This is a genomic window from Halovenus salina, assembly GCF_026410925.1.
GTDB classification, from domain to species: domain Archaea; phylum Halobacteriota; class Halobacteria; order Halobacteriales; family Haloarculaceae; genus Halovenus; species Halovenus salina.
In genome coordinates, this window is record NZ_CP112972.1 from 2,778,829 (window position 1) to 2,800,964 (window position 22,136).

The window sequence follows — 22,136 nt, forward strand, 5'->3', positions numbered from 1 at the left end:
ATGACAGAGGACACCGAGACCCTCGACGTGTTGCTCATCGAGGACAACCCGGGAGACGCGAAGCTCATCGAACACCACCTCCGCGGGGACTCGGCCCAGGCACTCGCCGAGGAGGTTGAGCTTACCCACGTCGAGTCCCTCGAGTCCGGTCTGGCTGCCCTCGAAGAGGCGACCTATTCGCTCCTGTTTCTCGACCTCGGGCTGCCGGAGTCAAGCGGTATCGAGACGCTTGAACGGGTCGACGACGCGGTCGATGCGACGCCGATTGTGGTGTTGACGGGACTTGACGACACCGAGACTGCGCTCGCGGCGATTCAGCAAGGCGCACAGGACTATCTCCCGAAAGGCGAGGTCGACTCCCAGACGCTGTGGCGCTCGCTTCGGTATGCCCTCGAACGCCACCGCCAGGAACTGCAACTCCGTCGCCGTACCGAACAACTCGAGTTCTTCAGCGGCATCCTTCGCCACGACGTGAAAAACGGTATCGACGTCATCCAGCGGAACGCGTCTGTGCTCGAATCCGAGCTATCAGACGAGCACGCCAACCGTGCTGGCACCATCGTCGACTGGAGCGACAACATCGCGGAGCTGACAGCGAAGGTCCAGCAGATGATTCAGGGCATCACACAGGGAGACAAGCGCGAACTCGAATCGGTCGACATCTCGGGGGTAATCGCAGACCAGGTCGACACCGTCGAGGGGATGGACAAGGACGTGACTATCGACACGTCAGTTCCCTTCGGTCTGACCGTTCGAGCCGACGAGATGCTCGACGAGGTCGTCCACAACCTGCTCACGAACGCTGTCGAACACAACGATGCCGACGAGCCACGGGTCACGGTTGACGTGAGTGTCGATGACGGCATTGTCGAACTCGATGTCCGCGATAACGGTCCGGGACTCCCCGACACCGAGCGGACCTATCTCTCTGGTCGTGACATCCAGGCAGACGAGTCCAACCACAGCGGGTTCGGGCTTCACTTCGTCCGGACGATGGTGACGAGCTACGGGGGCACCATTGCCGTCTCCGACAACGAGCCCAGGGGAACAGCCATCACGATTGAACTCACGGAGGCCTAGCTGTTCTCGTCGAACTCGTCGTCGACGCGCTCCTCGGGTGTGTTTGCGAACGGCGTGTCGTCGGCTCGTGATTTGTGAATCTGGAACGGGCCGTCGACGAACATCTCCTCGCGGTCAGTCGCGTCTGTCGTTCGGTCGTCACGCTCGAAGATGTACGCAAAAAAGCCAAAGAATGGGACCAGCCCCGCAAGCGCCGCCCATTTGTACGGACTCATCCCGTGTTTCGGGGCATCGCGGTAGACGTACCCCGCGGCCGCGAGCAAGGCGAGTATCGGGAAGCCGACGATGATACTGATCAACAGCCACTCCATACGTGTGCTAGCGGCCGGAGCGACCTAAGCGTGGTGCTGTGGCTGATCGAAGGAGATACCGGAAAATCAGCAGCGCCAGTTAGACGTCGAGCTCGTCGAGTTCGTAGTCGGCGATGTCGACGCCGTCGCCGGTGACTGTTGCCACGTAGATTCCGTTACCGGAGCCGGTATCGCGCTCGGCAGCCGCCTTGATACCTGCGCCAGCCGCCTTCTGTGCCTCTTCGATAGACATGTCCGGCTCGTAGCGGTCTTCGAGGGTGCCGTATGCGACGGTAAGCCCAGAGCCGGTGATGGTGTAATCGTCTTTCATGACGCCGCCGGCCGGGTCGATGCTGTAGACGTGACTGCCTTCATCATCGACACCGCCAAGAATGGGGTTGATAGCGAGGAACGGACCGCCACGGGCGAAGTTACCCGCGAGCGTCGAGAGCGCCTGCATGCTCATGTGCTCGCCGCGCCGTGCCTCGTAGAGATTTACTTCAGAGCGCAGTGTCCGGATAAACGACTGGGCACCGCCGACGCTTCCAACCAGCGTCAGGGCGGCCGTCGGGTGAATCTGCTCGACCTTCTGGACGTTCTTGTTCGAGACGAACCGGCCGCCGAGGCTGGCGCGCATATCCGTCGCGATGACGACGCCCTCCTCTGTCGAGATGCCGATGGTCGTCGTTCCGGTCTTGTTGACTGCCTCCTCGTCGCGCTCGCCGTTGGGAAGTGTCCCGAGCTCCGGCTCGTAGGGGTCGGTCCCGTAGCGCCCGGCCTGATGCTGGTGGGGTTCGATGTTCGAACCAAACGAGTTGTCCTGCATATCCCGTGATAACGGCCGGTCACGTAATAAGGTTCTCGTTCGGGAAAATGCGACTGGAACTGTCGTTAACTACGCTTGGGGCGGCGCTGTTCGTATGCCTCCTTGACGCCGAGAATCGCGCGGTCGACCGGCAGGCGGAAGCCGACCCGCTGTGTGAGCAACGCGAGCGGGAGCAGTGCGATACCGCACAGAAGCGTTATCTGGTACAGGGCAAACAGCGTGGCGTGGTGCAGACGTTCCATCGTAGTGTACTCGCTAATCAACGAGTTTCTACTTATATGTCTTGGGGTAAGATCATCATCGAAAAATAACGGCTATCCCGTTGCTGTATGGTGGTTTTCTACAACGCGGCTTGAACAGGGTGGGACGGCAGCCCTGGCGGCGGTATGCACGTATACACGCGCTTGGGACGGTGGCAATTCTCCATAAGTTATGACGACGTTAGCCGTGACGTGCGCCTCGTCGTGTGAGCGACCGAAATCAAAAAAGACGAGTATGTGCCCCGAGATATCCTCTATATGAACTATCGTGTTGTGTTGGAAGCGGCTTGGCTGGTTCACGACGTCGACGACATCGACGATGCTATCGGCGTGGCAGTGAGTGAAGCGGGGAAACGACTCAACCAGAAGGATATGGATTACGTTGAGGTCGAGGTCGGCTTCACCGAGTGTCCGGCCTGTGGCGAACCCTTCGACTCGGCGTTTATCGCCGCTGATACCTCGCTGGTCGGTCTCATGCTCGAAATGAAGGTGTTCAACGCCGAGAGCGAGGAACACGCACAGCGTATCGCCAAAAGCGATATCGGCGGCGCACTGCGGGATGTCCCACTGAAAGTCGTCAACACCTTCGAGATTGAAGACGCCGAGGAGGAGTCGGCCTGAACTGGGCCGACAGCCGATAGCTTTATATATTACTCCTGGTAATCTCCCGGTATGGAACTTCCGACGCCGGAAGAGTTGCGCGAGCGTCGGCTCGAACTCGGGCTGACCCAGAGCGAGCTGGCCGAGAATGCGGAGGTCTCACAGCCACTCATCGCTCGTATTGAGGGCGGTGATGTCGACCCGCGGCTCTCGACGCTCAGACGAATCGTCAACGCCCTGGAGGAGGTAGAGGGGAGCCTGCTTCGGGCTCGCGAGCTGATGCATACGCCCGTCACGAGCGTCGCACCCGACGCGAGCGTCCACGAGACCACCGCGTTGATGAACGACCGCGGATTCTCGCAGGTCCCGGTGGTCCGAGAGGGAACACCCCAGGGGTTGATTGGGATGTCCGACATCCGCCAGCGCTCCGAGGAGAACGTCGGGGACCTGCCAGTCGCCGAAGTGATGCACGAATCGATTAGTACTGTTGAGCCCGACGCGTTGCTCGATACGGTCGATGCCCACCTCGACCACAACGACGCTGTGCTCGTCGTCGAGGGCGGCGAGACGGTCGGTATCATCACCGAGGCAGATATCGCCCGCCAGCTCTCGTAAAACGGACTACTCCTCGAGTACCGGCAGCGAAAAGACGTGTTCGTCGACGCCGCCCTCGGCCGTTCGACCGAGGGCGCGGACCGAGTCTGGCGTCTCGACGACGACCGCTTCGCCGCCGTCACGCCGGCGGTTTTCGCGGATGACGTTCTCACAGATGACGTTCTCTCGGCGAATCGGGGCGTCCTGTCGGCTGTGGCCGACGACCTGTGGCGGGGCGTCCTCTGGCATATACTCGAAATCGAGCCAACTGATACCAGCTCCCGGGCCGCGGCTGCTCTCGTCACCGTAGCCGAACACTCGGGGATAGTCGTCTACGATAGCCGCCTCTCTGTCGATGGCGTTGGGCTCGCCGAGTCCCTCTAATAGTGCTGAGGCACCCTCGACGAGTGTGTTGTTCACGGTTGAGGCGTCGTATGGCTCCGGCTGTCCGGCGTGTGCGTAGGTGACGTTGTAGCCTTCGTACGCCGCGACGACGTGGCCGTCCTGTATCTGCTCGATTAACGACCGACGTTCGTCTACACTCCGGCTGCCAGCGTACCAGTTCGACCAGCCGTACAACTCCGGTGTCAGCACTCCCATCTCGTGGTTGCCGACGGTGACACGGACGTGGCCCGGCGGTGCCTCGTCGATGAGCCGGTCGACCATCTCGACGACGCGGTCGCTCTGTGGGCCGCGGTCGATGAGATCGCCGTTGAACACTAGGACATACCCCTCGTCGCCGGCCCAGTGGAGCCGGCGTGCGGCGTCTGACTCCACGATTGGGTCGTACTCTGGGTGGTCTGCGAGCGTGAGAAGCGCGCTGCGTGCTTCCCCCAGAAACCCGTGGATATCGCTGATGCTGACGATGGTCGGCGTCTGCTGGAGAGCGGTGACACTGTCGCGCGCTGGCGGGGCAACCGCGTCTGTCTCGTGGGCAGCTAACATATTAGTTTACCTGGTAGTCAACAGCTTCAGGACGCGACGGTACAAGAACTCCGTGTTTTCCGACGGAACTTGTGGCTGTCGTCACTCTAGATGGTGGCCACGGATAGCGACGCCGGCTCCCTCGGTGACGGTGCCGATAATCCGTCCGTCTTCGGTCGCCGCCACGACATCTTCCGCGTCTGCTTTGGGCATCGCTACGACGAATCCTGTCCCCATGTTGAACGTCCGGTGCATCTCCTCGTCGCCGACGTTACCCTCCTGTTGGACGAACGAGAACACGGGCTGGGCGTCGAAGGGGTCCGTGATGTCGTAGCCAAATGCGCCCATCCGGGTGAGGTTCGTCCAGCCGCCGCCGGTCACGTGGGCGGCCGCGTGTGTCTCGTGGTCCCGGAGCACCCCGAGCAGGTCCGTGTACAGTCGGGTCGGTTCGAGGAGCGTCTCGGCTATCGTCTGGTCGGGTGCGGGCGGGAACGGGTCGGTATACGCGTGTTCGCGGGTGACCGACTCCCGTGCCAGCGTGAGCCCGTTCGAATGGATGCCACTCGACGGCCAGCCGACAATTGCATCACCCGGCTCTGCCTCGCCGGGAAACAGCGCATCCTTCGGCGCGAGGCCGGCACACGCGCCGGCGATATCGAGCCCCTTGATGACATCAGGCATGACGGCCGTTTCGCCCCCGACCAGCGCGAGTCCGGCCCGCTCGGCACCCTGGCGGAGCCCCTCCCCTAGGTCCTCGGCGGTTTCGTCGTCGGGCTCTTCGACCGCGAGGTAGTCGACGAACGCGACCGGCTCGACCCCCTGTGCGACGAGGTCGTTGGCGTTCATCGCGATACAGTCGATACCGATTGTCGAGTAGTCGTCGACAGCCTCGGCGACGAGGAGTTTCGTCCCGACGCCGTCGGTCGCCAGCGCGAGATACTGGTCGCCGATGTCAACCAGGCCCGCGTAATCACCCTCGAACTCGCCAGCTGCGCCGATGAGTGCACTCGTCGCCGCCTCGCTCGCATCGATGTCCACGCCCGTCTCGGCGTACGTGAGCCCCTCCTCCTCTTCAGGGTCTGTGTCCTCGCTCATGCTCGTGAGACTGGCGGGCGCAGGCAAAAGCCCACCGCTTGCCGGTGCTGTCTCGATTGGACTAACGCCGGTATCGCGGCGCTAGAAGATGAACCCGACAACGAATCCGACAAGCGAGAGTAGGGAGACACCAAAGACGGCCGCGAAAACACCTTTGTGCCACTGAGCGACTGTCTTGCCGTCGAGCGGGCCGGCAGGCACCATGTTGAACGCGGCCAGGAAGATATTGATGAGGACGCCCATCTGTCCGACTTCCGCGACGAATCCACCGCCGAGGACAAACGGAATCAAGAAGACTGCTGCCAGCACGAGATTCGTTACCGGCCCAGCGACAGCAACCAGCCCGTTCTGGCGGGCCGTAATCGCGCCGCGGTGATAGACCGCGCCGGGCGCGGCAAAGAGAAAACCGGCGACGCCGGAGGCGACTGTGATGGCGAGCATGTCGTATTTCGCACGAAAGGCCGCAATTTGGCCAAACTGGACGGCGACGACTTTGTGTGCGAGTTCGTGCAACAGAAAGCCAGCGCCGACGGTTGCCGTGCTCAGCAGGAACACCCGGACCAACGCTCCGATGTCCGGGGCGTAGATCGGCTGGCCTCTGATGAAGTCCCCTTCAAGAAAGAAGGTGAAGGCGACACTCAGCGCAAGCCAGGCGACCGCGAGGTCGCGCAACTCTTCGCGGTAGAATCGGATGTCAGCAATCTCGTACATTATGTTACTGTCTCCCAGATGAGGCGTGCGCTCTCGCTTGCGCCGTTGAGCATCTGCTGGCCCAGCTCGGTGACGCCACCGATGTCCGAGGCGAGATAGGGCAACAACACCGCCGCGAAGAAGACGCTGGCGAGGAAGCTCCCGATGTTGGTCATCGCCACGATGAGGATGAGCCGGAAGGTCGGTACCTCGTTGCGCATATCTCTGACGAGGCTGGACACCGGGCGCTCGTCGTCCCCGAGCATCTCGTTGAGCTTGCTGATGTCCGCGACGTTGACGCTCGTGTAGCGCAACTCGACGTAGCCGGCGAACCATCCCGGCGCGAGCAGCGGATTGACGCTCGTGAGCCAGGCGACCGCACCGCCGACGGCAGCGCTACTCCAGTGTGCGCCGGCCAGCTTTGCGAGTGCGCCGGCCGCGAGCCCGTTGACGACGAACCAGACGGCGAACACCCGCAGCAGGAACTCGCCCTGGACGCCCGCCACCGCGAGCAGGACGAAAAAGGCCAGAAAGCCAAGGGTGAACGCGTAGCCAATCGCCTTGTACGCGATGGCGCGAAACCGGCTCGTGCTCGGCTCGCCGACCAGCGACTCGGGCGGTGGCAGCTCCTCGGGGTGGTCGAGGTAGCGTTCGATACCCGCCCGGTGACCCGCGCCCACGACCGCTACCACGTCGTAGCCGGCCTCGCGGAGGGCGACGAGCTTGTGAGCGATGTAGGCGTCTCGCTCGTCGATAAGTGCCTCCGTTCCACCCGGCGAGAACCGTCGGAACTCCTCCATCATCGCCGTAACGACGTCGGCATCGGTCAGCCTGTCGAGGTCGATTTCGGCATCTTCGATGTCTCGCGTCGACCGGAGAAGCAACAGCGAAATCGGTGTTCCGACTGCAACGGCGACTGCTGTAGCAACTGCAAGCCCGTCGAGGAGACCCAGCACCGAACCCAGGAGCCCACCCACAAGCGGCAGCCCCACGTCGACGCCTGCCGGAACCAGGTACGGGCCACCCAGTGCGCCCGCGATAATGGCGACAAATGTTCCGATGAAGAGGCCGACTGTCAGGCCTGCAGTCCATACGCCGCCCATCTCGACTAGCAAGGCGGCGACGATAGCAAGTTTCTCGCGCAGGCGCATCCCGGACCAGAGCCGACGGACCGTCAGCTGAATATCGCGGTCGACCAGGGCGACACCGCTGCCGTGTTCTTCGGCGCTGTCGATTGCCGCCATCATGTCCGCGCCGGGCTCGATATCGAACCGGTCGCCGAGCCGTGCCTGCACGTACGAGAGCATCCAGTAGGCGAGAAACTGGTAGACGGTCTTGCCCGAAATAACGTCGCCAGCGTCGATATCGTCGGGCGTCTCGCCCTGCATCCGCTTGTACCGAGTCTCGTCGAGTTCCACCGCGACGACATCTGGCTGTCGCTCTGCGATCGTCTGTTCGACCTCCTCGACGCTGTCGTGAGAGACGTGCGCTGTCCCGACGACGGTCACCGACCCGCCACTGCGTGTTCCGGGAACGACCGGCGTCTCGCCGGCGTCCAGCACGTCGCCTCGGTCGGTCATCGTTCGGGTTTGTAGGTCGCGTGGTTTACCATTGACGACTCCCCTCGGCGATTACTCGGAGACGCCGTCAAACCCCTGTGCCCTGACACGGTCGAGAACGTCTGTCGCGGTGTCTGAGACATTACCGTCGTCGGGAGCCGGCTCGTAGCCATCGAACACCTCGTGGACCATGCTCACGCTGCTTGACAGCGTATCGAGACCGTACCCGCCTTCGAGCACGAACCCCAGCGCGGCACCGATATCTTCCGAGAGTTCGCGCATCTGTTGGGCGAGCAGACCGTATCCCTCAGTCGAGACGCGCATCCGTGAGATGGGGTCGTGTTCGTGGGCGTCAAAGCCTGCGCTAACGAGTAGCAGGTCCGGCTCGAAGGCCTCGAAGGCTGGGCCGATGACATCTCTGAGTGCAGCGAGATAGCCACTCTGTGTTGTTCCTGGCGGGAACGGGATATTCATCGTTGTCCCCTCGGCCTCGCCTGCCCCCGTCTCGTCAACTGTTCCTGTTGCGGGGTAGAGGCCGTCTTCGTGAATCGAGGCGTAAAAAATGTCTTCCTTGTCGTAGCAGATGTCCTGGATGCCGTTGCCGTGGTGGACATCCCAGTCGAAGATAGCGACCCGGTCGGCCATCCCTCGGTCGATGACCGACCGCGCCGCGACCGGCGCGTTGTTGAAAAAGCAAAATCCCATCGCGTCGTCTTCGACTGCATGATGGCCCGGCGGTCGCCCGAGTGCGAACGGCGTTTCTCGTCCGGCGGCTCCCGCGAGTGCGGTCGTTGCTGCCCACTCTGCAATACCCGCACTTCTGAGTGCGGCTTCCCAGGTGTCTTCACTGGCGACGGTATCGGCATCCCAGTCACCGCCGCCGTCCTGACAGAACTGTTCGAGTTCCTCGACGTACTCTCGTTGGTGTACCGCGAAGACCCGGTCGATGTCGATCGGGTCGGCAACGACGTACTCGACGCCGTGTTTCTCCGCGAGGGCCTGCCGAATCGCGCGGAGTCGGTCCGGACTCTCCGGGTGCCGTGGCCCGGTATCGTGTTCGAGACAAGCCTCGCAGTAGCCAAATCTCATTCGAAGTACTGTTGCAGTTCGAAGTACATCTTGATGTCTTCGCCTTTAACTGTCCGCCTGTCAGCGTGGCGCGCGAGCATGGCCGCCGCGGTGGCGACCTCGTCTGCCCACACCTCGAGCTTAGCGGTCAGTGCAATCCGGGCGTCCATCGAGACCCGGAACCGGTTGTCGATGTCGAGCCGTGCCACTCGGTCGACGGGCGCAATTGGGAGCGCCAGCGTATCCTTGTCCGGAACGGGGTCAACGGCGAAATCCGCTGCCATCAGGGTCTTTCGGTCGTCGTCGCCGGCGCGCTCCGCCGCGACAGTCGCTCGTTTGGTTCCCTCCCGCTGGATGCGGTGAGCGAGTTCCTCTGCCGCGCCGGCACTGACACGGAGGCCGCCTGCGTTCCGCCGGATGATTGTATCAACCGGTGCGAACGGTAGCTCGACGCTCATACGCCAAACCGAGAGTGTGGTAATCTTAAGCGTTGTGTAACGCCCGAGTCCTCAGAGTACCTCGTCGGCGTCGAGTACCTCCGCCTCAACTGTTCCCCTGGCTGTTACTTCTTCGCCCAGTCGGAGCGTCTCGTCGGTGTCGACGCTCATTGTCTCGGTGCCGTCATCTAAGATGACCGGATTCCCGGTCTGGACGACTGTGCCGGTGAATTCGACGGCCTCACCTTCGGCCGCCTCGCCTGTCGCCTCGGGGCTCTCGCCGTCGGCAAACGCATCGAGGCCGGCGTCTCCACCGTCGGAGACTGCGGTGTCTGCATCGTCACTCGCTTCTGGTCCCGATGGTGACGCGCCGACGCCCGTCTCTGCGTCTTCGAGAACAACCACCGTCGACTGCCATCCTGCGGAGGCTTCGAGGTCGTCCTGCCAGCCGTCCTGTATCTCTGCGTTGGCCGCCAGCAATTCGTCGCCCGGCGCAACGTCGATATCTGCCTTCTCGCCCCACAGCGCGACCCGGATATTGCCGGTGTCGTCCTGGAGGCGAACGTTTCGGACCTGTCCCTCGGAGCCGTCATCGCGGTCGAAGGTCCGCTTTTCGTCTGTCGAGCGAACCACGCCCGCGATGTCGACGGTCTGGTCGATTTCGACGGCGTCTATCGGCGTTGTGTCGGGTTCGTACTCGACCGTCTCCTCGACCTCGTCGACGGCTCCCCGGTCACCCACGTGGAGTTCGAGGTCGCCGTCGCGCTCTCTGACGTAGCCGTCGACGACTTCCACCGCGGTACCGGGTTCGAGTTCGTCAGCGCGGTCGGCGCGCTCGTCCCATAGCGTCACCCGAATCCGGCCGGTCTCGTCGCCGAGTGTGAGGTTCGCGACCCGGCCCTCGGAGCCGTCGTCGCGGTCGAACGTCCGAACCTCGTCCGTTCCAAGGACGAGCCCTTTGAGGGTAACATCGGACTGGCCTAGCGCGAGCGCCTCGATGCTGTCGCCCTCCAGTGCGACCTCGATGTCGACCTCGTCGTCCGGCTCGGCCTCGGTGACGCTCACTTCGAGCCCGTTGTACCCCTCTTTGGGTCGTCCTTTAACGCGCAACACGTCACCGGTGTCGAGCTCGCCGGCGTCGACGGCCTCGGCCTGTTCGTCCCAGAACGCAAGCCGGACGCTGCCGGTCTCGTCGGCCACCTCAACGTTGATGACCATCCCCTCGCCCTCTTCATCGCGCTCGAAGGTTCGCAACTCACCGACAGAACGGACCTTTGCGAGGAATTTTACCTCGTCCATCGCGGGGTCGATGTCTGCGATGGTGTCGACCTCGCCGTCTGCGAGTTCATGTGCGAGCAGCTGGGCGGCCGTCTCCTCGTCGACCAGGCCGTCCATCTGTGATACTTTCTCCTCAACTGCCTCCTGGAACTCCTCCTCGGAGACATCCGTCTCGAGATCGGCGTAGATATCCTCAATCGCACCCATTACTGTACGGAACACACGGCTGGTCGCCGCTTAAGCGTTGTCGTTGGGCCGTCTCCCTGCTCCTTTGTACACTCATCTGTCGTCGTGTTTTGGGCCGTCATCACCTCGGACTGCTTCCCGATTGTATAAAAAGCCTCGTAGCCACTCATAGTGATTGTTGCGGTTATTTTCGTGACCACGTCACGAATCTCAGTGTTTCACGGTGTGAGACCCACGTCTCGTTTCCCGACGGCGGTAACGACTCGCAACAATCACTATCAGGTCTGAACAGACCAGGCCCCGTCTTCGTCGACCTCGACGACGGCGTCGAACAGCCCCTTGAGCGTTGCGAGGGTCTGGCGGTCGTGGGCGTCGGGGTCGAGGCGGTAGTAGCCGACACCGCCGACGGTTTTCACCCGCCCGGTGACGACGTGGAGGAACCGAAACGCCCGCTGGAGGTCGGCGTACTGCAACAGCGACGTGACCGAATCGAAACAGACAGCAATCTCCTCGCTATCGTCGGCTGCCTTGGCCATTGTCGAGAGCAACTCGCTGAGCTGAATCCCGATACCTGTCAAATCCGATGGGTTCTCGACCGACTTGACAGCCCACGAGGGGTCGTCGACATCACTCTTTCCCTGCCCAATCGGGACGATTCCCCCGCGGACGGGCGGTGTGCCAACGTGCTCGCTCCAGAGGTCGACCCAGTCGGGCGCAGTGTCGGTGTACGTGACTGTGAGAATGTTTGTCTCGCTAGGTGGTGTCCGTGAGAGAAGTGTCAGGCAGGCCTGTCGTCCCTGGTTTCCGAGAGATGGGACCAACAGTAACACGTTAGAAACATCGTCGAGTGCCGAGAGGTCCGGCATATCGTCTTCCTGTCCTGCCCGCTCAGCCATACCGTAATGTGTGGCTCGCGCCCCTATAAGAATGCTGATTGCGACACCGACGGCGTCGACGAATCGTAACCCCTTTAGTCAGTACCCCGCTACGAATGAGTGAGTCCTGGTAGGGTAGTGGACTATCCTCTTGGCTTGCGGAGCCAGGGACCGGAGTTCAAATCTCCGCCAGGACGCTTTTCCAAACACAACGACGACGAGCGTAGCGAGTCGTCCGTGTTTGGAAAGCGGTCAGCAGAGATTTGAGCAGACGAGTCGCAGTGCGCACAGCGAACGAAGTGAGCGAGCACAACCGTCTCGGCCAGTTCAAATCTCCGCCAGGACGCTTACTCCTTTGTCGCTTCACTTCGTTCAGCGACTGCAGTCGTTCGCGTCCTGGCTTGCCCTGCGCTCGCGTCGCTCGCGCAGGACTCCGCCAGGACGTTCCGCAGTCAGGGATTCTCGACTGTTTCCTTGCCGAGGAGTCATCCGTTCACGGCGTGTCCGTATCCGCACCGCTGTTGGACTTTGCAAGGACTGTTCCAGCGACACGGCGAGCGTCGGCAGTCGCCTGTCTCTTCGGTCCACCTATACCCGACCCGCTCCGAGAATGGGTATGGATGCCGTCAAAAACGAGGCGACGGAGACCTGGCACCTGTCTGGTCCGCGGGGTTGTGGTGCCAGCCCCGACGGGGAGCACCTCACTGGAACGTGGGCCGAAATCCGGAGCCGGGTCGACCGAGATACTGCGACGCGGTGTCAAAACTGTCGCTGGCCGCCAACGCGATGACGGACTGTCACCATGCGGTCAGTGCATTCCGTCCGTGAGTCGCAAAGAGGATTGCAAAGAACGCGCCCACGCCGGTCAGCGCGAACGCGCCGCCGACATAGAAGACCGAGGCCATGCTTACCTCAACCATCAGCCAGCCGGCGATGAGCGGCCCCAGAACCGACCCGGGCCGCCAGACGAGTTCGCGGATGCCGAAACTCGACGCGACACCGCCGTTGTCCTGTCCCTCGTCGGCGAAAAGCGCCATACTTGCCGGCTCACGGAAGGAGTCTGCGACCCCAAGCAACCCCGAGAGCGCAACGAGCGGGAGATAAGCTGCCGGGAGCGTTCCGAGTACCGGGAGCGTCATCGCCGTGCCGACAGCCGAGCCGATGGAATCGGCGAACGGTATCGCAATCGCAACCAGCCCGTACGCGCCGCCGCCGGCGAAGACAAACAGCGCGCGGCCGTACGTATCCGAGAGGCGGCCAGTGAACAGTTGCCCGAGCATGTTTGTTGCCTTCTCTGCGGTGACCGTTACGGCGACGGCAATGCCGACGACGCCGAGTCCGCCCGACGCGACTTCGGTCCCGGCGTATATCGGCACCCAGGTCCGGACGATTGTGACGGCGAATGCATACTGTGCCCGAAAGCTGGTCATCGTCAGGATGCGGCGGTTGACAGCCAAATCCGAAAAGGGGAAGCCCGTGATTCGCGTCGGGTCTGGGTCGAGTCGTCCGTAGACGCCGACCCACGCGACGGTCATCAACACCACGATAATCGCGAAAATCGGCGAGAACCCGAACTGGTCTAACAGCCACCCCGCCGAGAGAGAGCCGAAAATCGATGCCAGAAAGCGCGCGGCATTCGCGCGGCCGATTCGCTGTGCTCGCGTGTCGACTGTCGCTAGCTGGCCGACCAGCGAGAGTGTCATCAAGCCAGCACCAGTGGCCGCGACGCCCTGTAACGCCCGAATGAAAATGAACGACACCGAGGAGTCCACGAGCGGAAAGAGAGCATACACCGCTGCGCCGAGCCCGAGTACCCCGAGCAGGACGGTCCGCTTGTCGAACCGGTCACCGGCCCACGCCATCGGCACGACCGCGACAGTCTGTGCCAGCGTAAAGCCGGTCGTGTACATCCCGATGATGAACCCGGCACTGATTGATATTCCGAGGACGGTCGTTCCCTGTGGGTCGAGTTGGTTGATGTAGTTCGGCAACAGCGTCAACAGCGTGATGAACCCGAATCCCTCTGCGAACCTCGTGAGATACAGAACGTAGAACTGGAGATCTGCGCCTTCTTCGTCGGCTTGTTCGTCGTCAGAATCGACGTGGTTCCCGTCCACACCGTGACTGCTAGGGTCTCGATAAAACGTATTATGATTCGTCTTCGTTGAGGTTCGCCGACAACCTCTGGAACCGTGGCGTGCTTTCGGTCAGCAACGCGGCCCTCTCGTCAGCGCGCACCTGCAAGATAGCCGCCGATACCGCCGAAGACGAACGCGTAGATAACTCCCCAGAGCACGAGTGAGAGGCCGAACTCCGGTCCGCCGCTCGCTCCCTGAAAGTCGGTCGAGAACAGGAATGTCCCGGCTACGAGCAAAGGGAGATAGCCGCTCACGATGCTCGTCCCAGCGGAAGCAGCTTCCCGCCCAGTCAACGACTCGGTGGCACGAGAGGCAACCGAGTACCCCGAGAGCACGAGCATGAGCGCGATGATGGCAGAGAATACCAGTCCGTTGAGCTGGTCGCTATTAGCAATGTAATTGATATTATCCACCGACCTGCCGCCAGCCTCAACGGTGATGTCTACCCTGTTTGCGTTGTAGAACGGCCAGGCGAACGCCTGTGGCAGCGACCCGTCCGGGAATACTCCGTCGATGTTCCCGTCAGTGATCTCGTCGAGTCTGTAGAAGAAGTATATGGTCGTGAAGACAAACGAGAGGACGAATCCGAGTAATCCGTAGAGAAACCCACCGACTGGACGGGAGTTAGAAAACAGCATGTCGGACAGACCGGAACTCGACGACGAGGAGCCTTCGCCGGTCATCTGCCCGCTGCGTGTGTCGGGCTGCTGTCTCGATGGCTGCTGGTCGGTCTCAGCTCGACGGGAGCGTCGTGGTGGCTGTTGTCCACTCTGTCTTGGCTGTTGCCGTTGCTGTTGATGGCCTCGATCCTGTGGCCGTTGTTGCCGTTCGCCCTCCTTGCCTGACTGGTACTCGCGTGGCTCGGTAACCGAGATGTCGTGGTCCGCTGCGCGTTGCTGTGCCTCGTCAGTGGCCGTTCCATTGGTTGTCACTTCGACGACATCGGCACCTGATTCCTCGGCCTCGTCGGCGAGCCACTCGATGTCCTCGACGGTCACGGACGCTTTTACAGCCGGTATAACTAGAACAAGCCGCCGCCGTGATGTCTCTTGATCGAGACCGGCAACAAGATACACGCCGCGTGAGACCTCATCACTGTCGGCGTCCCACCCTTCCTCTTCGAGCTGCTGCTGGACCGTTTTTTCTAGTCCCTGATTGCTTCTGCCAGCCATTGAAACCAAATCTCGTGGCCGTCATTTATATTTTTATCATACAATCGGTCCTGTCGCTAAAATGTGCCCGCCGAACTGGCAGACGTGTGCCGATATACTTTGTGTCCGCTGTCGCTGTGGTATCGTATATTCTCATATTAGTATCAGTATCGCACCCACTCCGATCAAAAATAGCGCGACAGCTACTGGCAGTACTGCTGTCTTCAGTCGCGCCAGCCCGAGACCCGTCGGCGATTTGTCCGTAATGACGAGCGGGCCGGCAAGCGTTGGTGTTCGCTCGCTTTGCTCTACCCGTCCAGCAATCACGTACTCCTGGCCGGGATCGATTCGACGCTCGACGTACCGCCGTGTTCCCATCCCGGGTATCGCTGCGAGCCAGCGGGCCACCGGTGAGAGCGCGTCACGGACCTCGACGAAGTTTGCGATTCGCTTTGGAGGCGTTTCATGAGCACCCACTGTTACGACGGTCGAATCGGTATCGAGCGAGAATCGCTGGGCTGATGGCTCTACCGCCAGCTCGCCCCGTTCGTCGCGGAGTCGAAACTCGTGTGTGGAGACACCGTCATCGAGATGTGCGAAAAACCAGGGGATACCGATAGCGGAGGGCTGGCGCTCGCCCACCTCAAACTCGAAGCCGAGACAGCGTTTCCCCGTGAACGGACTGGTGACGGCCTGATCTCCTGTCGCGGTTCCACGACAGACGACAAACGCACCATCGGTGCCTGCTTCAATAACTCTCGATGGACTGACGACCTCCGTGCGCAGTATCCGTGGTACCACAACGAGCGGCCGGAGGCCGTACCACGCTATCGCAACTCCGATGGCGACAAGCGAGACGCCAAAAACGGGAAACAACATTGACTATCTCGTCTGTCAAGCCGTCGGCTGGTATAGCTAACGACGAGTTTCAGAAGGAGAGATTACGAGACGAGCTCCTCTTCGCCACGTTCGACCTTGATGCGGCAAGGCGGCGTAATCTTGTTGTAGGCACGGCGGTAGGCCTCTTTGACCTCTTCGGCCTGGTCGACGGTACAGTAGGCGGTGAACAGCCGTTCGCCGGCCTGGATGCGCGCCGCAGTGCCGACAATCTTTCCGAACGACTGGCGCATCCCGTCAGAGACACGGTCTGCACCTGCGCCGGTTGCCTGTTTGTTCTCTCGGATGACCTGGTGGGGGAACTTCCGGAGAATCATCCGGTAGTTGCCCTCGCCGAACTCCTTGATAAGGTGGCGGTTCGCCGAAAGTCGTGCGGATTCGAGTGAGCCGTGGCGAATCTGAACGGACTCCTCGACGACGAGCGAAATCTGGACCGGGTAGTCCTCGGGCTCGCTCTGTTTGTCACCCATCTCGTGCTGTGCGATCTTGGACCCCGGGATGCCCGTGATGTATTCGCGTCGCGTGTAGGCGGGCTTGTCGATATCCCGGTACATCGAAGCTGGTTTGTCCGACATAGGTTGCTCTTGTCCGATGAAAGATGAGCCCGTAATTAAGGGCTTCGAACCACGAGCGAACCAGACGCGTCTCGAACCTCGTCTCCGGCCGGGGTTTCTCTGTTGGCGAGACGTTCCGAAGTTGTTATATTGATTTGAACGCACCGTTTAATTGACACCGATGTCCACTCTCATCGGCCGCGGCTGGCGTTGGCGCTTGTTCTCGGGAGTGGACAGTATCGCGTGCTGAAGCGACAGGCCTCACCTGTTGCCGACGGCGCGGTGCTCACTCGCTTCCGTTGTGTATCGATTACAGAGTGAGCACTAGCAAGAGACACCAATGGCAACACAAGACGACTTCACCGTAACACCGCACAGCGTCGACGGCGACGTCGACTATGAACAGCTCCTCGACCAGTTCGGTGCCGACGAGGTGACCGCAGACCAGCGCGGGCGCTTCCCCGACTCCGGGCACCCGCTCGTCCGGCGAGGGGTATTCTACGCACACCGTGACCTCGACCAGTTTCTCAACGCCGCAACAGCCGGCGAGGACCACGCCCTCGTCACCGGCGTCGGTCCCTCCGGTCCGATGCATATCGGTCACGTCTTTCCGTTCTACTTCGCGAAGTACCTCCAAGAGACGGCAGGGACGACCGTCTACATCCCGCTGTCGGATGACGAGAAGTACTTCGTGAAAGACCTCTCACTTGAGGACATCGGCGGCTACACGCGGGACAATCTGCTCGATATACTTGCCGTAGGCTTCGACCCCGAGCGGACGCGTCTCGTTGTCGACAGCGCCGACGCAGACATCATCTACCCGCTCGCGTCGGCACTGAGCACGGACATAACCCAAGCAACTGTCGAGGCGACCTATGGCGAACCCGAGAACATCGGTCACTCGTTTTACCCGGCAGTGCAGGCAACACATCTCCTGCTCCCCCAACTCGTCGAAGGGAGACAGCCGACGCTCGTCCCAATTGGAGCTGACCAAGACCCCCATGTCCGGGTCTGTCGAGACGTGGCCGGCAAAGAGCGCTACGACGTCGAGAAGCCGGGGGCACTGCTCTCGAAGTTCCTCCCGAGTCTCGACGGCCCCGGGAAGATGAGCGCCTCCGACGACGCACCGAATATCCTCCTCACCGACGACCGCGAGACAATTCGTGAGAAGATACTGACGCATGCCTACTCTGGCGGCCAATCTAGTGTCGACGACCACCGCGAACAGGGCGGTGACCCCGAGGTCGATGTCTCCTATCTCCTGCTCTACTATTTCTTCGAGGACGACGACACGGAGGTCGAACGACTGGCCCGCGAGTACCGCGAGGGGTCGCTGTTGAGCGGCGAACTAAAGGAACTCGCCGCCGAGAAGATAGCCGACTTCTTCGAGGCCCACCAGCGACGCCGCGAGCAGTTGGGCTCACTCGAAGACGAACTCGAACCGTACCGACTGACCGAGGAGGAACGACAGCAGGCGCTCGGACGCGTCGGCTACCCCGACGACTCGGCAGGGGTTCGACGGTTCTGATTAGGCCGCGAGTAGCCGCTGGCGCTCGGCATACTTCGCGAGGATATCGGCCTCGAAATGAACGGGGTCACCGATTTGTTTCTCGGAGAGTGTCGTGACCTCGTAGGTCGTCGGGACGACGGCCACGCTGAATGTCTCCTCGCCGAGGTCAGCCACCGTGAGACTCATGCCGTCGAGCGCGACAGGGCCCTTCTCGACAAGGTACTGCTCGTGGCCGTCGGGAACCGAGAACTCGAACCGCCAGTCTTCGCCGAGGGTCTCGATGTCGGTGATCTCGGTGACAGTGTCGACGGTACCTTTGACGACGTGTCCATCGAACCGTCCCTCGGCGGGCATCGGCGTCTCGACGTTGACGTCCTCATCTGGCTCCAGCTCGTCGAGATACGTCCGCTCGACCGTCTCTGCCGAGAGAAAGGCCTCGAACCAGCCGTCACCGACCGACTCCGCGGTCAGACAGACGCCGCTGATACTGATGCTGTCGTCGGGGTCGAGCCCGGCCGTGTCAGCAGCTATCCGAAGCCGACACCCACTCTCGAACTGCGTTACGTCTCGAATCTGTCCCGTCGTTTCGACAATTCCGGTGTACATCGCAGTTCGACCGACAAGCCCTCTTCAAAAATGCGTTATGGGTTGCAAAAATGTGATGCTACTGCAGCGCGTCCAGCCGGAACTCGGCGGCGGCGACGGGGACTTCGATGTCGTGGTCGACGATGACCTTCGGATGAGTCTCGCCGATGACGCCGACCGAGTCACCGTCGACGACGACCTCGGCACAACGGCCGTCGATAAACGAGGGGTGGTCGGTCGGCGGCGTCTCTAGGTGTGCGTCGAATCGTTCGACCAGTGCCTGCAGACGAGCGCGGATATCCTCATAGGAGGCTTCGGGATCGGCCATCGCGATCGCGACGGTCCGGTGTTCGGCGACGTTCGTGTTCTCACTCTCGTCGACACAGGCGGCGAGACCGATCTCTGTCAGGTGCTGGGGATAGGACCGATGGGTGTTGTTTTCGAGCACTTGCATCACGGAGGGGAGCGCCCAGCTCCGCAACATGGTGTAGGCCTCGCTATAGGGCTCGATGATGGTGACCGGCTCGCCACCGCCGACGACCGCCGTGTCGGGGTCGACGCCCATCCGCTCGAAGTTCTCGCGCTCGTTCGTCATATAGAAGTTGAGCAGGTCCTCGAAGCCGAGTCCGACCAGCGTTTCGCGGACTGCATCTTCGAGGCGGGAGCGCTCGTGGCGTTTCCCGACGGTCGCCACATCGGGATATCGGGGCTTCATCTCGTTGAAGCCGTACGCGCGGCCGATGTCGTCGATAACGTCGACCGGATGGAGCACGTCGACGCGGTAGGGCGGAATCTCAAACTCGTAGGCGTCTCCAACACTCACGTCGAGGCCGGAACGCTCGGCACAGTCGACGACGGTCTCCTCGTCCAACTCGACGCCGAGAACCGTCTCGATGCGGTCGTGGGTGACGGTCTTGGTCTTCGTCGTGAAGTCTGGCCTGTCGAGCGTATACCCTGCGTACTCGCCGGGGGCGTCGTCGCTGTAGCTGACTTCAACGCATTCGAGACGACCGCCGCGGGCCGACAGCGCATAGCAGACGATGTTCAGCATGTGGTCGACCGTCCACTGGTCGGTTCCCGTCATCTCAATCAGCAAATCGCGAGAGTCCTCGGTGACCTCCGTCCGGCGGCCGTTGATGACCGGCGGGAACGAGAACAGCCCGATATCGTCGTAGATGGCCGGATACCGGTCCATCCCCGCGACAAGGTCGGCGTAATCTGCCCCCATGTGGTGGCCGTCGAGCACCTCAGCGGGCGTCATCTCCTCGTCGCTTTCCAGCGGGACGAACCGCTCGTCGGGCGACATCGAGGTGTAGCGAATCGACTTCTGTGCGCCGTCTTTCGCGGGCGCACCTTTCAGCATCGTCATGTCGTGGATGCCGATTGCGCCTTTTGCCCGCTCGCGACCCATCGTCGCGTGGAGTTTCTCCTGGAGTTGGAGAATCGATTCGAGCACTCCATCCGAGAGATCGACGTCACGGACGACCGCGCCGGTCACGTAGGGACGCTCTTGGGGAGTTCCCTCGACCTCGATTGTCCACTCGGGGTCGTTGGTCGACGGGACAGCAACGCCGCGGTCCTCGGCGTAGTAGTACCGCATCGCACGCGCGATTCCTTCGATTGAGAGCCAGTCCAGGCGGTCTGGCTCGAACTCGACTTTGAGTTCGCCATCCTCGGTCTCGCCTTCGAATTCGAGGCCGAGGCCGAACATATCGTCGAGCAGTTCCTCGTCGCTTTTCTGCTGGTCTGTGAGTTCTCTGAGTTCGTCGGGATCGACGTTGACGACTGGCATCAGTAAATCACCTCCTCTGTCCGCAGGTACTCAAGATCAACGAGCGTGCCGTGGACGTCACGAATATCTTCTGCACCGGTGGCGAGCATCATCAGCCGTTCGAGTGCGAGCCCCCAGGCCATCACGTCACAGTCGACCTCAAGCGGTTCGAGCATTTCGGGTCTGAAGATGCCCGAGTTCCCGATTTCGATGAGTTCGTCGGTCTCTGGGTGGCGGCCGAACAGCTCGAAGCTCGGCTCCGTGTAGGGGTTGTAGGTCGGCTTGAACTCCAGGTCGGTGATGCCGAACTGCTCGTAGAACTCGGTGAACGTGCCCATCAGGTCACGGACCGACAGCTCCTCGGCCATCACCCAGCCCTCGATCTGGAAGAACTCGAGCAGGTGGGTCGCGTCGAGTTCGTCGTTGCGGTAGGCCTTCTCGACGCTGAAAAACCGCTGGGGCGGTTCGAGGTCGCCCAGCGCCTCGCCGGCCAGGTGCCGGGACGTCAGCGATGTTGTGTGCCCGCGCAACGCGAGCTGTCGGGCGAAGTCCTCGTCCCACGGCGAGTGGTACCCCTCGCTGTCCTCACCGACGCCGTCCCTGTGTGCGGCTTTGACCCGCTCGACGAGGTCCTCGGGAATCTCGTCGATTTTCGCCGGGTTCTCGATGGCAAAGCGGTCCCAGTGGGTGCGCGCAGGGTGGTCCTGGGGCATGAACAGGCAGTCGTGAATCCAGAAGTCGGCGTCGACCGTCGGCCCGCGCATCTCCTGGAACCCCATCCCGACGAGCACGTCTTTGACGCGGTCGGCCATCTCCCGCAGCGAGTGTTTGCGCCCGGGCTCGATATCGTCGGCCGCCGCCTCGACGTTGTAATCGGTAAATTCGACGGACTCCCACTCGCCGCTTGTCAGCAACTCGGGAGTGAGTCGGTCGACGGTCTCGGCCGCCTCGACACCTTCCATCAGCGCCGTCACACCGTCGCCGGTCAGCGTAATCGACCGGACCGTCCGCTCGTCGCGCTCGACGAGTCCGCGCCTGTCGAGTTGGTCCAGGACCGACTCGTCGTCGACGTCTTCGCCGGCCACGAGGGCTTCGAGGGCCCGCAGTTCGGGGTCGTCCGCCGGATCCGCACCTGGGTCGACGGTCACGTCGCCGCTCTCGACGTCTCCGTACCCCTTCCGGGCGAAGTTCGCCAGCGCGATGTCGACCGCATCACCGTCCAGCCCGGCCTCGCCGATGAGCTGGCCGAGCGAGACCGGGTTCTCGGCCGCGCCGGCGTCGACTGCCGCCTCGTACAGGGCGATCTCGGGCAGTCCCTCCTCGACGTAGCGCTCGCCCTCCTCGGTCAGCGTTACCGTCTCTTCGCCGCGTTCGTCGAGGGAGGCGAGGCCGCGGTCGTCGAGTTCGAACCCAGCCCGTGCCACGGCTTGGGGCTGTTCGTCGAGTTCGTCTGCGATATCGGTTACGTCCCGATTCGACTGTGCGTCGGCGGCCCTGAGGACCGCCACCTGTGTTTCTGGGAGTTGCATCGATTGTTGATGGATACACCGGAAGTCGGTTAGTTAACGGTTCCCGTTCCGACCGGCGCGTTTCACCGACCCAGACGGCGGGCGGCTCCACGCACCACAGTCTAGAAGACAAAAAACCCAAACCCTGGTCCGGTCGCTGGCTCGCGTCCGATACGCCGACGCTGGGATTCGGGCATCATACGTGATACGACAGGAGGTGACAACTAAAGGGTTCTGGAACTGGCGACCGATCAGCCACC

Annotated in this window: 22 protein-coding genes and 1 tRNA gene; 5 read left to right on the forward strand and 18 right to left on the reverse strand. The window is 61.9% G+C overall.

Annotation, left to right across the window (positions count from 1 at the left end; genetic code table 11):
- On the forward strand, nt 1-1,080 hold the full coding sequence (locus tag OSC37_RS13970; protein ID WP_267162048.1) for a hybrid sensor histidine kinase/response regulator: 1,080 nt from the start codon (nt 1-3) through the stop codon (nt 1,078-1,080).
- Here the strand turns inward: OSC37_RS13970 and OSC37_RS13975 are convergent.
- The 3 genes from OSC37_RS13975 to OSC37_RS13985 all read right to left on the reverse strand — a co-directional run bounded on the left by OSC37_RS13975 (nt 1,077) and on the right by OSC37_RS13985 (nt 2,438).
- Nucleotides 1,077-1,391 (reverse strand): hypothetical protein, encoded by a 315-nt coding sequence (locus tag OSC37_RS13975; RefSeq protein ID WP_267162049.1) that lies wholly within the window; start codon nt 1,389-1,391, stop codon nt 1,077-1,079. The two genes, OSC37_RS13970 and OSC37_RS13975, sit on opposite strands and share 4 nt — an antisense overlap.
- Before the next feature lie 79 nt (nt 1,392-1,470).
- Nucleotides 1,471-2,196 (reverse strand): archaeal proteasome endopeptidase complex subunit beta, encoded by a 726-nt coding sequence (gene psmB / locus OSC37_RS13980; protein WP_267162050.1) that lies wholly within the window; start codon nt 2,194-2,196, stop codon nt 1,471-1,473.
- A gap of 65 nt (nt 2,197-2,261) precedes the next feature.
- Nucleotides 2,262-2,438, reverse strand: a complete 177-nt coding sequence (locus OSC37_RS13985; protein WP_267162051.1) for a hypothetical protein — start codon at nt 2,436-2,438, stop codon at nt 2,262-2,264.
- A 276-nt stretch (nt 2,439-2,714) separates the two neighbouring features.
- Here OSC37_RS13985 and OSC37_RS13990 point away from each other — a divergent pair, with 276 nt between their 5' ends.
- Nucleotides 2,715-3,077 (forward strand): DUF555 domain-containing protein, encoded by a 363-nt coding sequence (locus OSC37_RS13990; RefSeq protein WP_267162052.1) that lies wholly within the window; start codon nt 2,715-2,717, stop codon nt 3,075-3,077.
- 51 nt (nt 3,078-3,128) lie between these two features.
- Complete coding sequence (locus tag OSC37_RS13995; protein WP_267162053.1) at nt 3,129-3,671, forward strand: CBS domain-containing protein; 543 nt, start codon at nt 3,129-3,131, stop codon at nt 3,669-3,671.
- A 6-nt stretch (nt 3,672-3,677) separates the two neighbouring features.
- On the opposite strand, the gene OSC37_RS14000 is transcribed toward OSC37_RS13995, so the two are convergent.
- From OSC37_RS14000 to OSC37_RS14035, 8 genes are all read right to left on the reverse strand, one after another.
- Nucleotides 3,678-4,595, reverse strand: coding sequence for a metallophosphoesterase family protein (locus OSC37_RS14000; RefSeq protein ID WP_267162054.1), 918 nt, complete (start codon nt 4,593-4,595; stop codon nt 3,678-3,680).
- 81 nt (nt 4,596-4,676) lie between these two features.
- On the reverse strand, nt 4,677-5,669 hold the full coding sequence (gene purM / locus OSC37_RS14005; RefSeq protein WP_267162055.1) for a phosphoribosylformylglycinamidine cyclo-ligase: 993 nt from the start codon (nt 5,667-5,669) through the stop codon (nt 4,677-4,679).
- A gap of 81 nt (nt 5,670-5,750) precedes the next feature.
- Entirely contained in the window at nt 5,751-6,380 is a 630-nt protein-coding gene (locus OSC37_RS14010; protein WP_267162056.1) for a zinc metalloprotease, read from the reverse strand.
- Nucleotides 6,380-7,939, reverse strand: a complete 1,560-nt coding sequence (locus OSC37_RS14015; RefSeq protein WP_267162057.1) for a TraB/GumN family protein — start codon at nt 7,937-7,939, stop codon at nt 6,380-6,382. Before OSC37_RS14015 ends, OSC37_RS14010 begins: the two co-directional genes overlap by 1 nt.
- A gap of 51 nt (nt 7,940-7,990) precedes the next feature.
- The gene (locus OSC37_RS14020; protein WP_267162058.1) at nt 7,991-9,007 is read right to left on the reverse strand and encodes a histone deacetylase family protein; all 1,017 of its coding nucleotides are present in this window, start codon (nt 9,005-9,007) and stop codon (nt 7,991-7,993) included.
- Complete coding sequence (locus OSC37_RS14025) at nt 9,004-9,444, reverse strand: histone (protein ID WP_267162059.1); 441 nt, start codon at nt 9,442-9,444, stop codon at nt 9,004-9,006. The genes OSC37_RS14020 and OSC37_RS14025 overlap by 4 nt, the downstream gene beginning before the upstream one ends.
- Nucleotides 9,445-9,495: 51 nt before the next feature.
- Nucleotides 9,496-10,908 (reverse strand): single-stranded DNA binding protein, encoded by a 1,413-nt coding sequence (locus OSC37_RS14030; RefSeq protein WP_267162060.1) that lies wholly within the window; start codon nt 10,906-10,908, stop codon nt 9,496-9,498.
- A gap of 257 nt (nt 10,909-11,165) precedes the next feature.
- Nucleotides 11,166-11,783 carry a DUF7504 family protein gene (locus tag OSC37_RS14035; protein WP_267162061.1) on the reverse strand — a complete coding sequence of 206 codons (618 nt, stop codon included), beginning with the start codon at nt 11,781-11,783 and terminating at the stop codon, nt 11,166-11,168.
- Between the two features lie 103 nt (nt 11,784-11,886).
- Between OSC37_RS14035 and OSC37_RS14040 the strand changes: the two genes are divergently transcribed.
- Nucleotides 11,887-11,959 (forward strand) — tRNA-Arg (locus OSC37_RS14040).
- 600 nt (nt 11,960-12,559) lie between these two features.
- Here OSC37_RS14040 and OSC37_RS14045 read toward each other — a convergent pair.
- The 4 genes from OSC37_RS14045 to OSC37_RS14060 all read right to left on the reverse strand — a co-directional run bounded on the left by OSC37_RS14045 (nt 12,560) and on the right by OSC37_RS14060 (nt 16,523).
- Nucleotides 12,560-13,879, reverse strand: a complete 1,320-nt coding sequence (locus OSC37_RS14045) for an MFS transporter (RefSeq protein WP_267162062.1) — start codon at nt 13,877-13,879, stop codon at nt 12,560-12,562.
- Between the two features lie 110 nt (nt 13,880-13,989).
- The gene (locus OSC37_RS14050; RefSeq protein WP_267162063.1) at nt 13,990-15,072 is read right to left on the reverse strand and encodes a DUF7978 family protein; all 1,083 of its coding nucleotides are present in this window, start codon (nt 15,070-15,072) and stop codon (nt 13,990-13,992) included.
- A 132-nt stretch (nt 15,073-15,204) separates the two neighbouring features.
- Nucleotides 15,205-15,930 carry a hypothetical protein gene (locus OSC37_RS14055; RefSeq protein WP_267162064.1) on the reverse strand — a complete coding sequence of 242 codons (726 nt, stop codon included), beginning with the start codon at nt 15,928-15,930 and terminating at the stop codon, nt 15,205-15,207.
- 62 nt (nt 15,931-15,992) lie between these two features.
- A complete protein-coding gene (locus OSC37_RS14060; RefSeq protein WP_267162065.1) occupies nt 15,993-16,523 on the reverse strand; it encodes a 50S ribosomal protein L16 in 531 nt (176 codons plus the stop codon).
- A 319-nt stretch (nt 16,524-16,842) separates the two neighbouring features.
- Here OSC37_RS14060 and OSC37_RS14065 point away from each other — a divergent pair, with 319 nt between their 5' ends.
- A complete protein-coding gene (locus tag OSC37_RS14065; protein WP_267162066.1) occupies nt 16,843-18,030 on the forward strand; it encodes a tryptophan--tRNA ligase in 1,188 nt (395 codons plus the stop codon).
- Here OSC37_RS14065 and OSC37_RS14070 read toward each other — a convergent pair whose 3' ends face one another.
- Genes OSC37_RS14070 through pheS form a run of 3 tightly spaced genes read right to left on the reverse strand, consistent with a single transcriptional unit; the run spans nt 18,031 to nt 21,897 of the window.
- Nucleotides 18,031-18,618: a riboflavin synthase gene (locus tag OSC37_RS14070; RefSeq protein ID WP_267162067.1), complete on the reverse strand. Its 588-nt coding sequence runs from the start codon at nt 18,616-18,618 to the stop codon at nt 18,031-18,033.
- A 58-nt stretch (nt 18,619-18,676) separates the two neighbouring features.
- On the reverse strand, nt 18,677-20,389 hold the full coding sequence (gene pheT, locus OSC37_RS14075) for a phenylalanine--tRNA ligase subunit beta (RefSeq protein ID WP_267162068.1): 1,713 nt from the start codon (nt 20,387-20,389) through the stop codon (nt 18,677-18,679).
- Nucleotides 20,389-21,897: a phenylalanine--tRNA ligase subunit alpha gene (gene pheS / locus OSC37_RS14080; RefSeq protein WP_267162069.1), complete on the reverse strand. Its 1,509-nt coding sequence runs from the start codon at nt 21,895-21,897 to the stop codon at nt 20,389-20,391. Before pheS ends, pheT begins: the two co-directional genes overlap by 1 nt.
- Between the last annotated feature and the right edge of the window lie 239 nt (nt 21,898-22,136).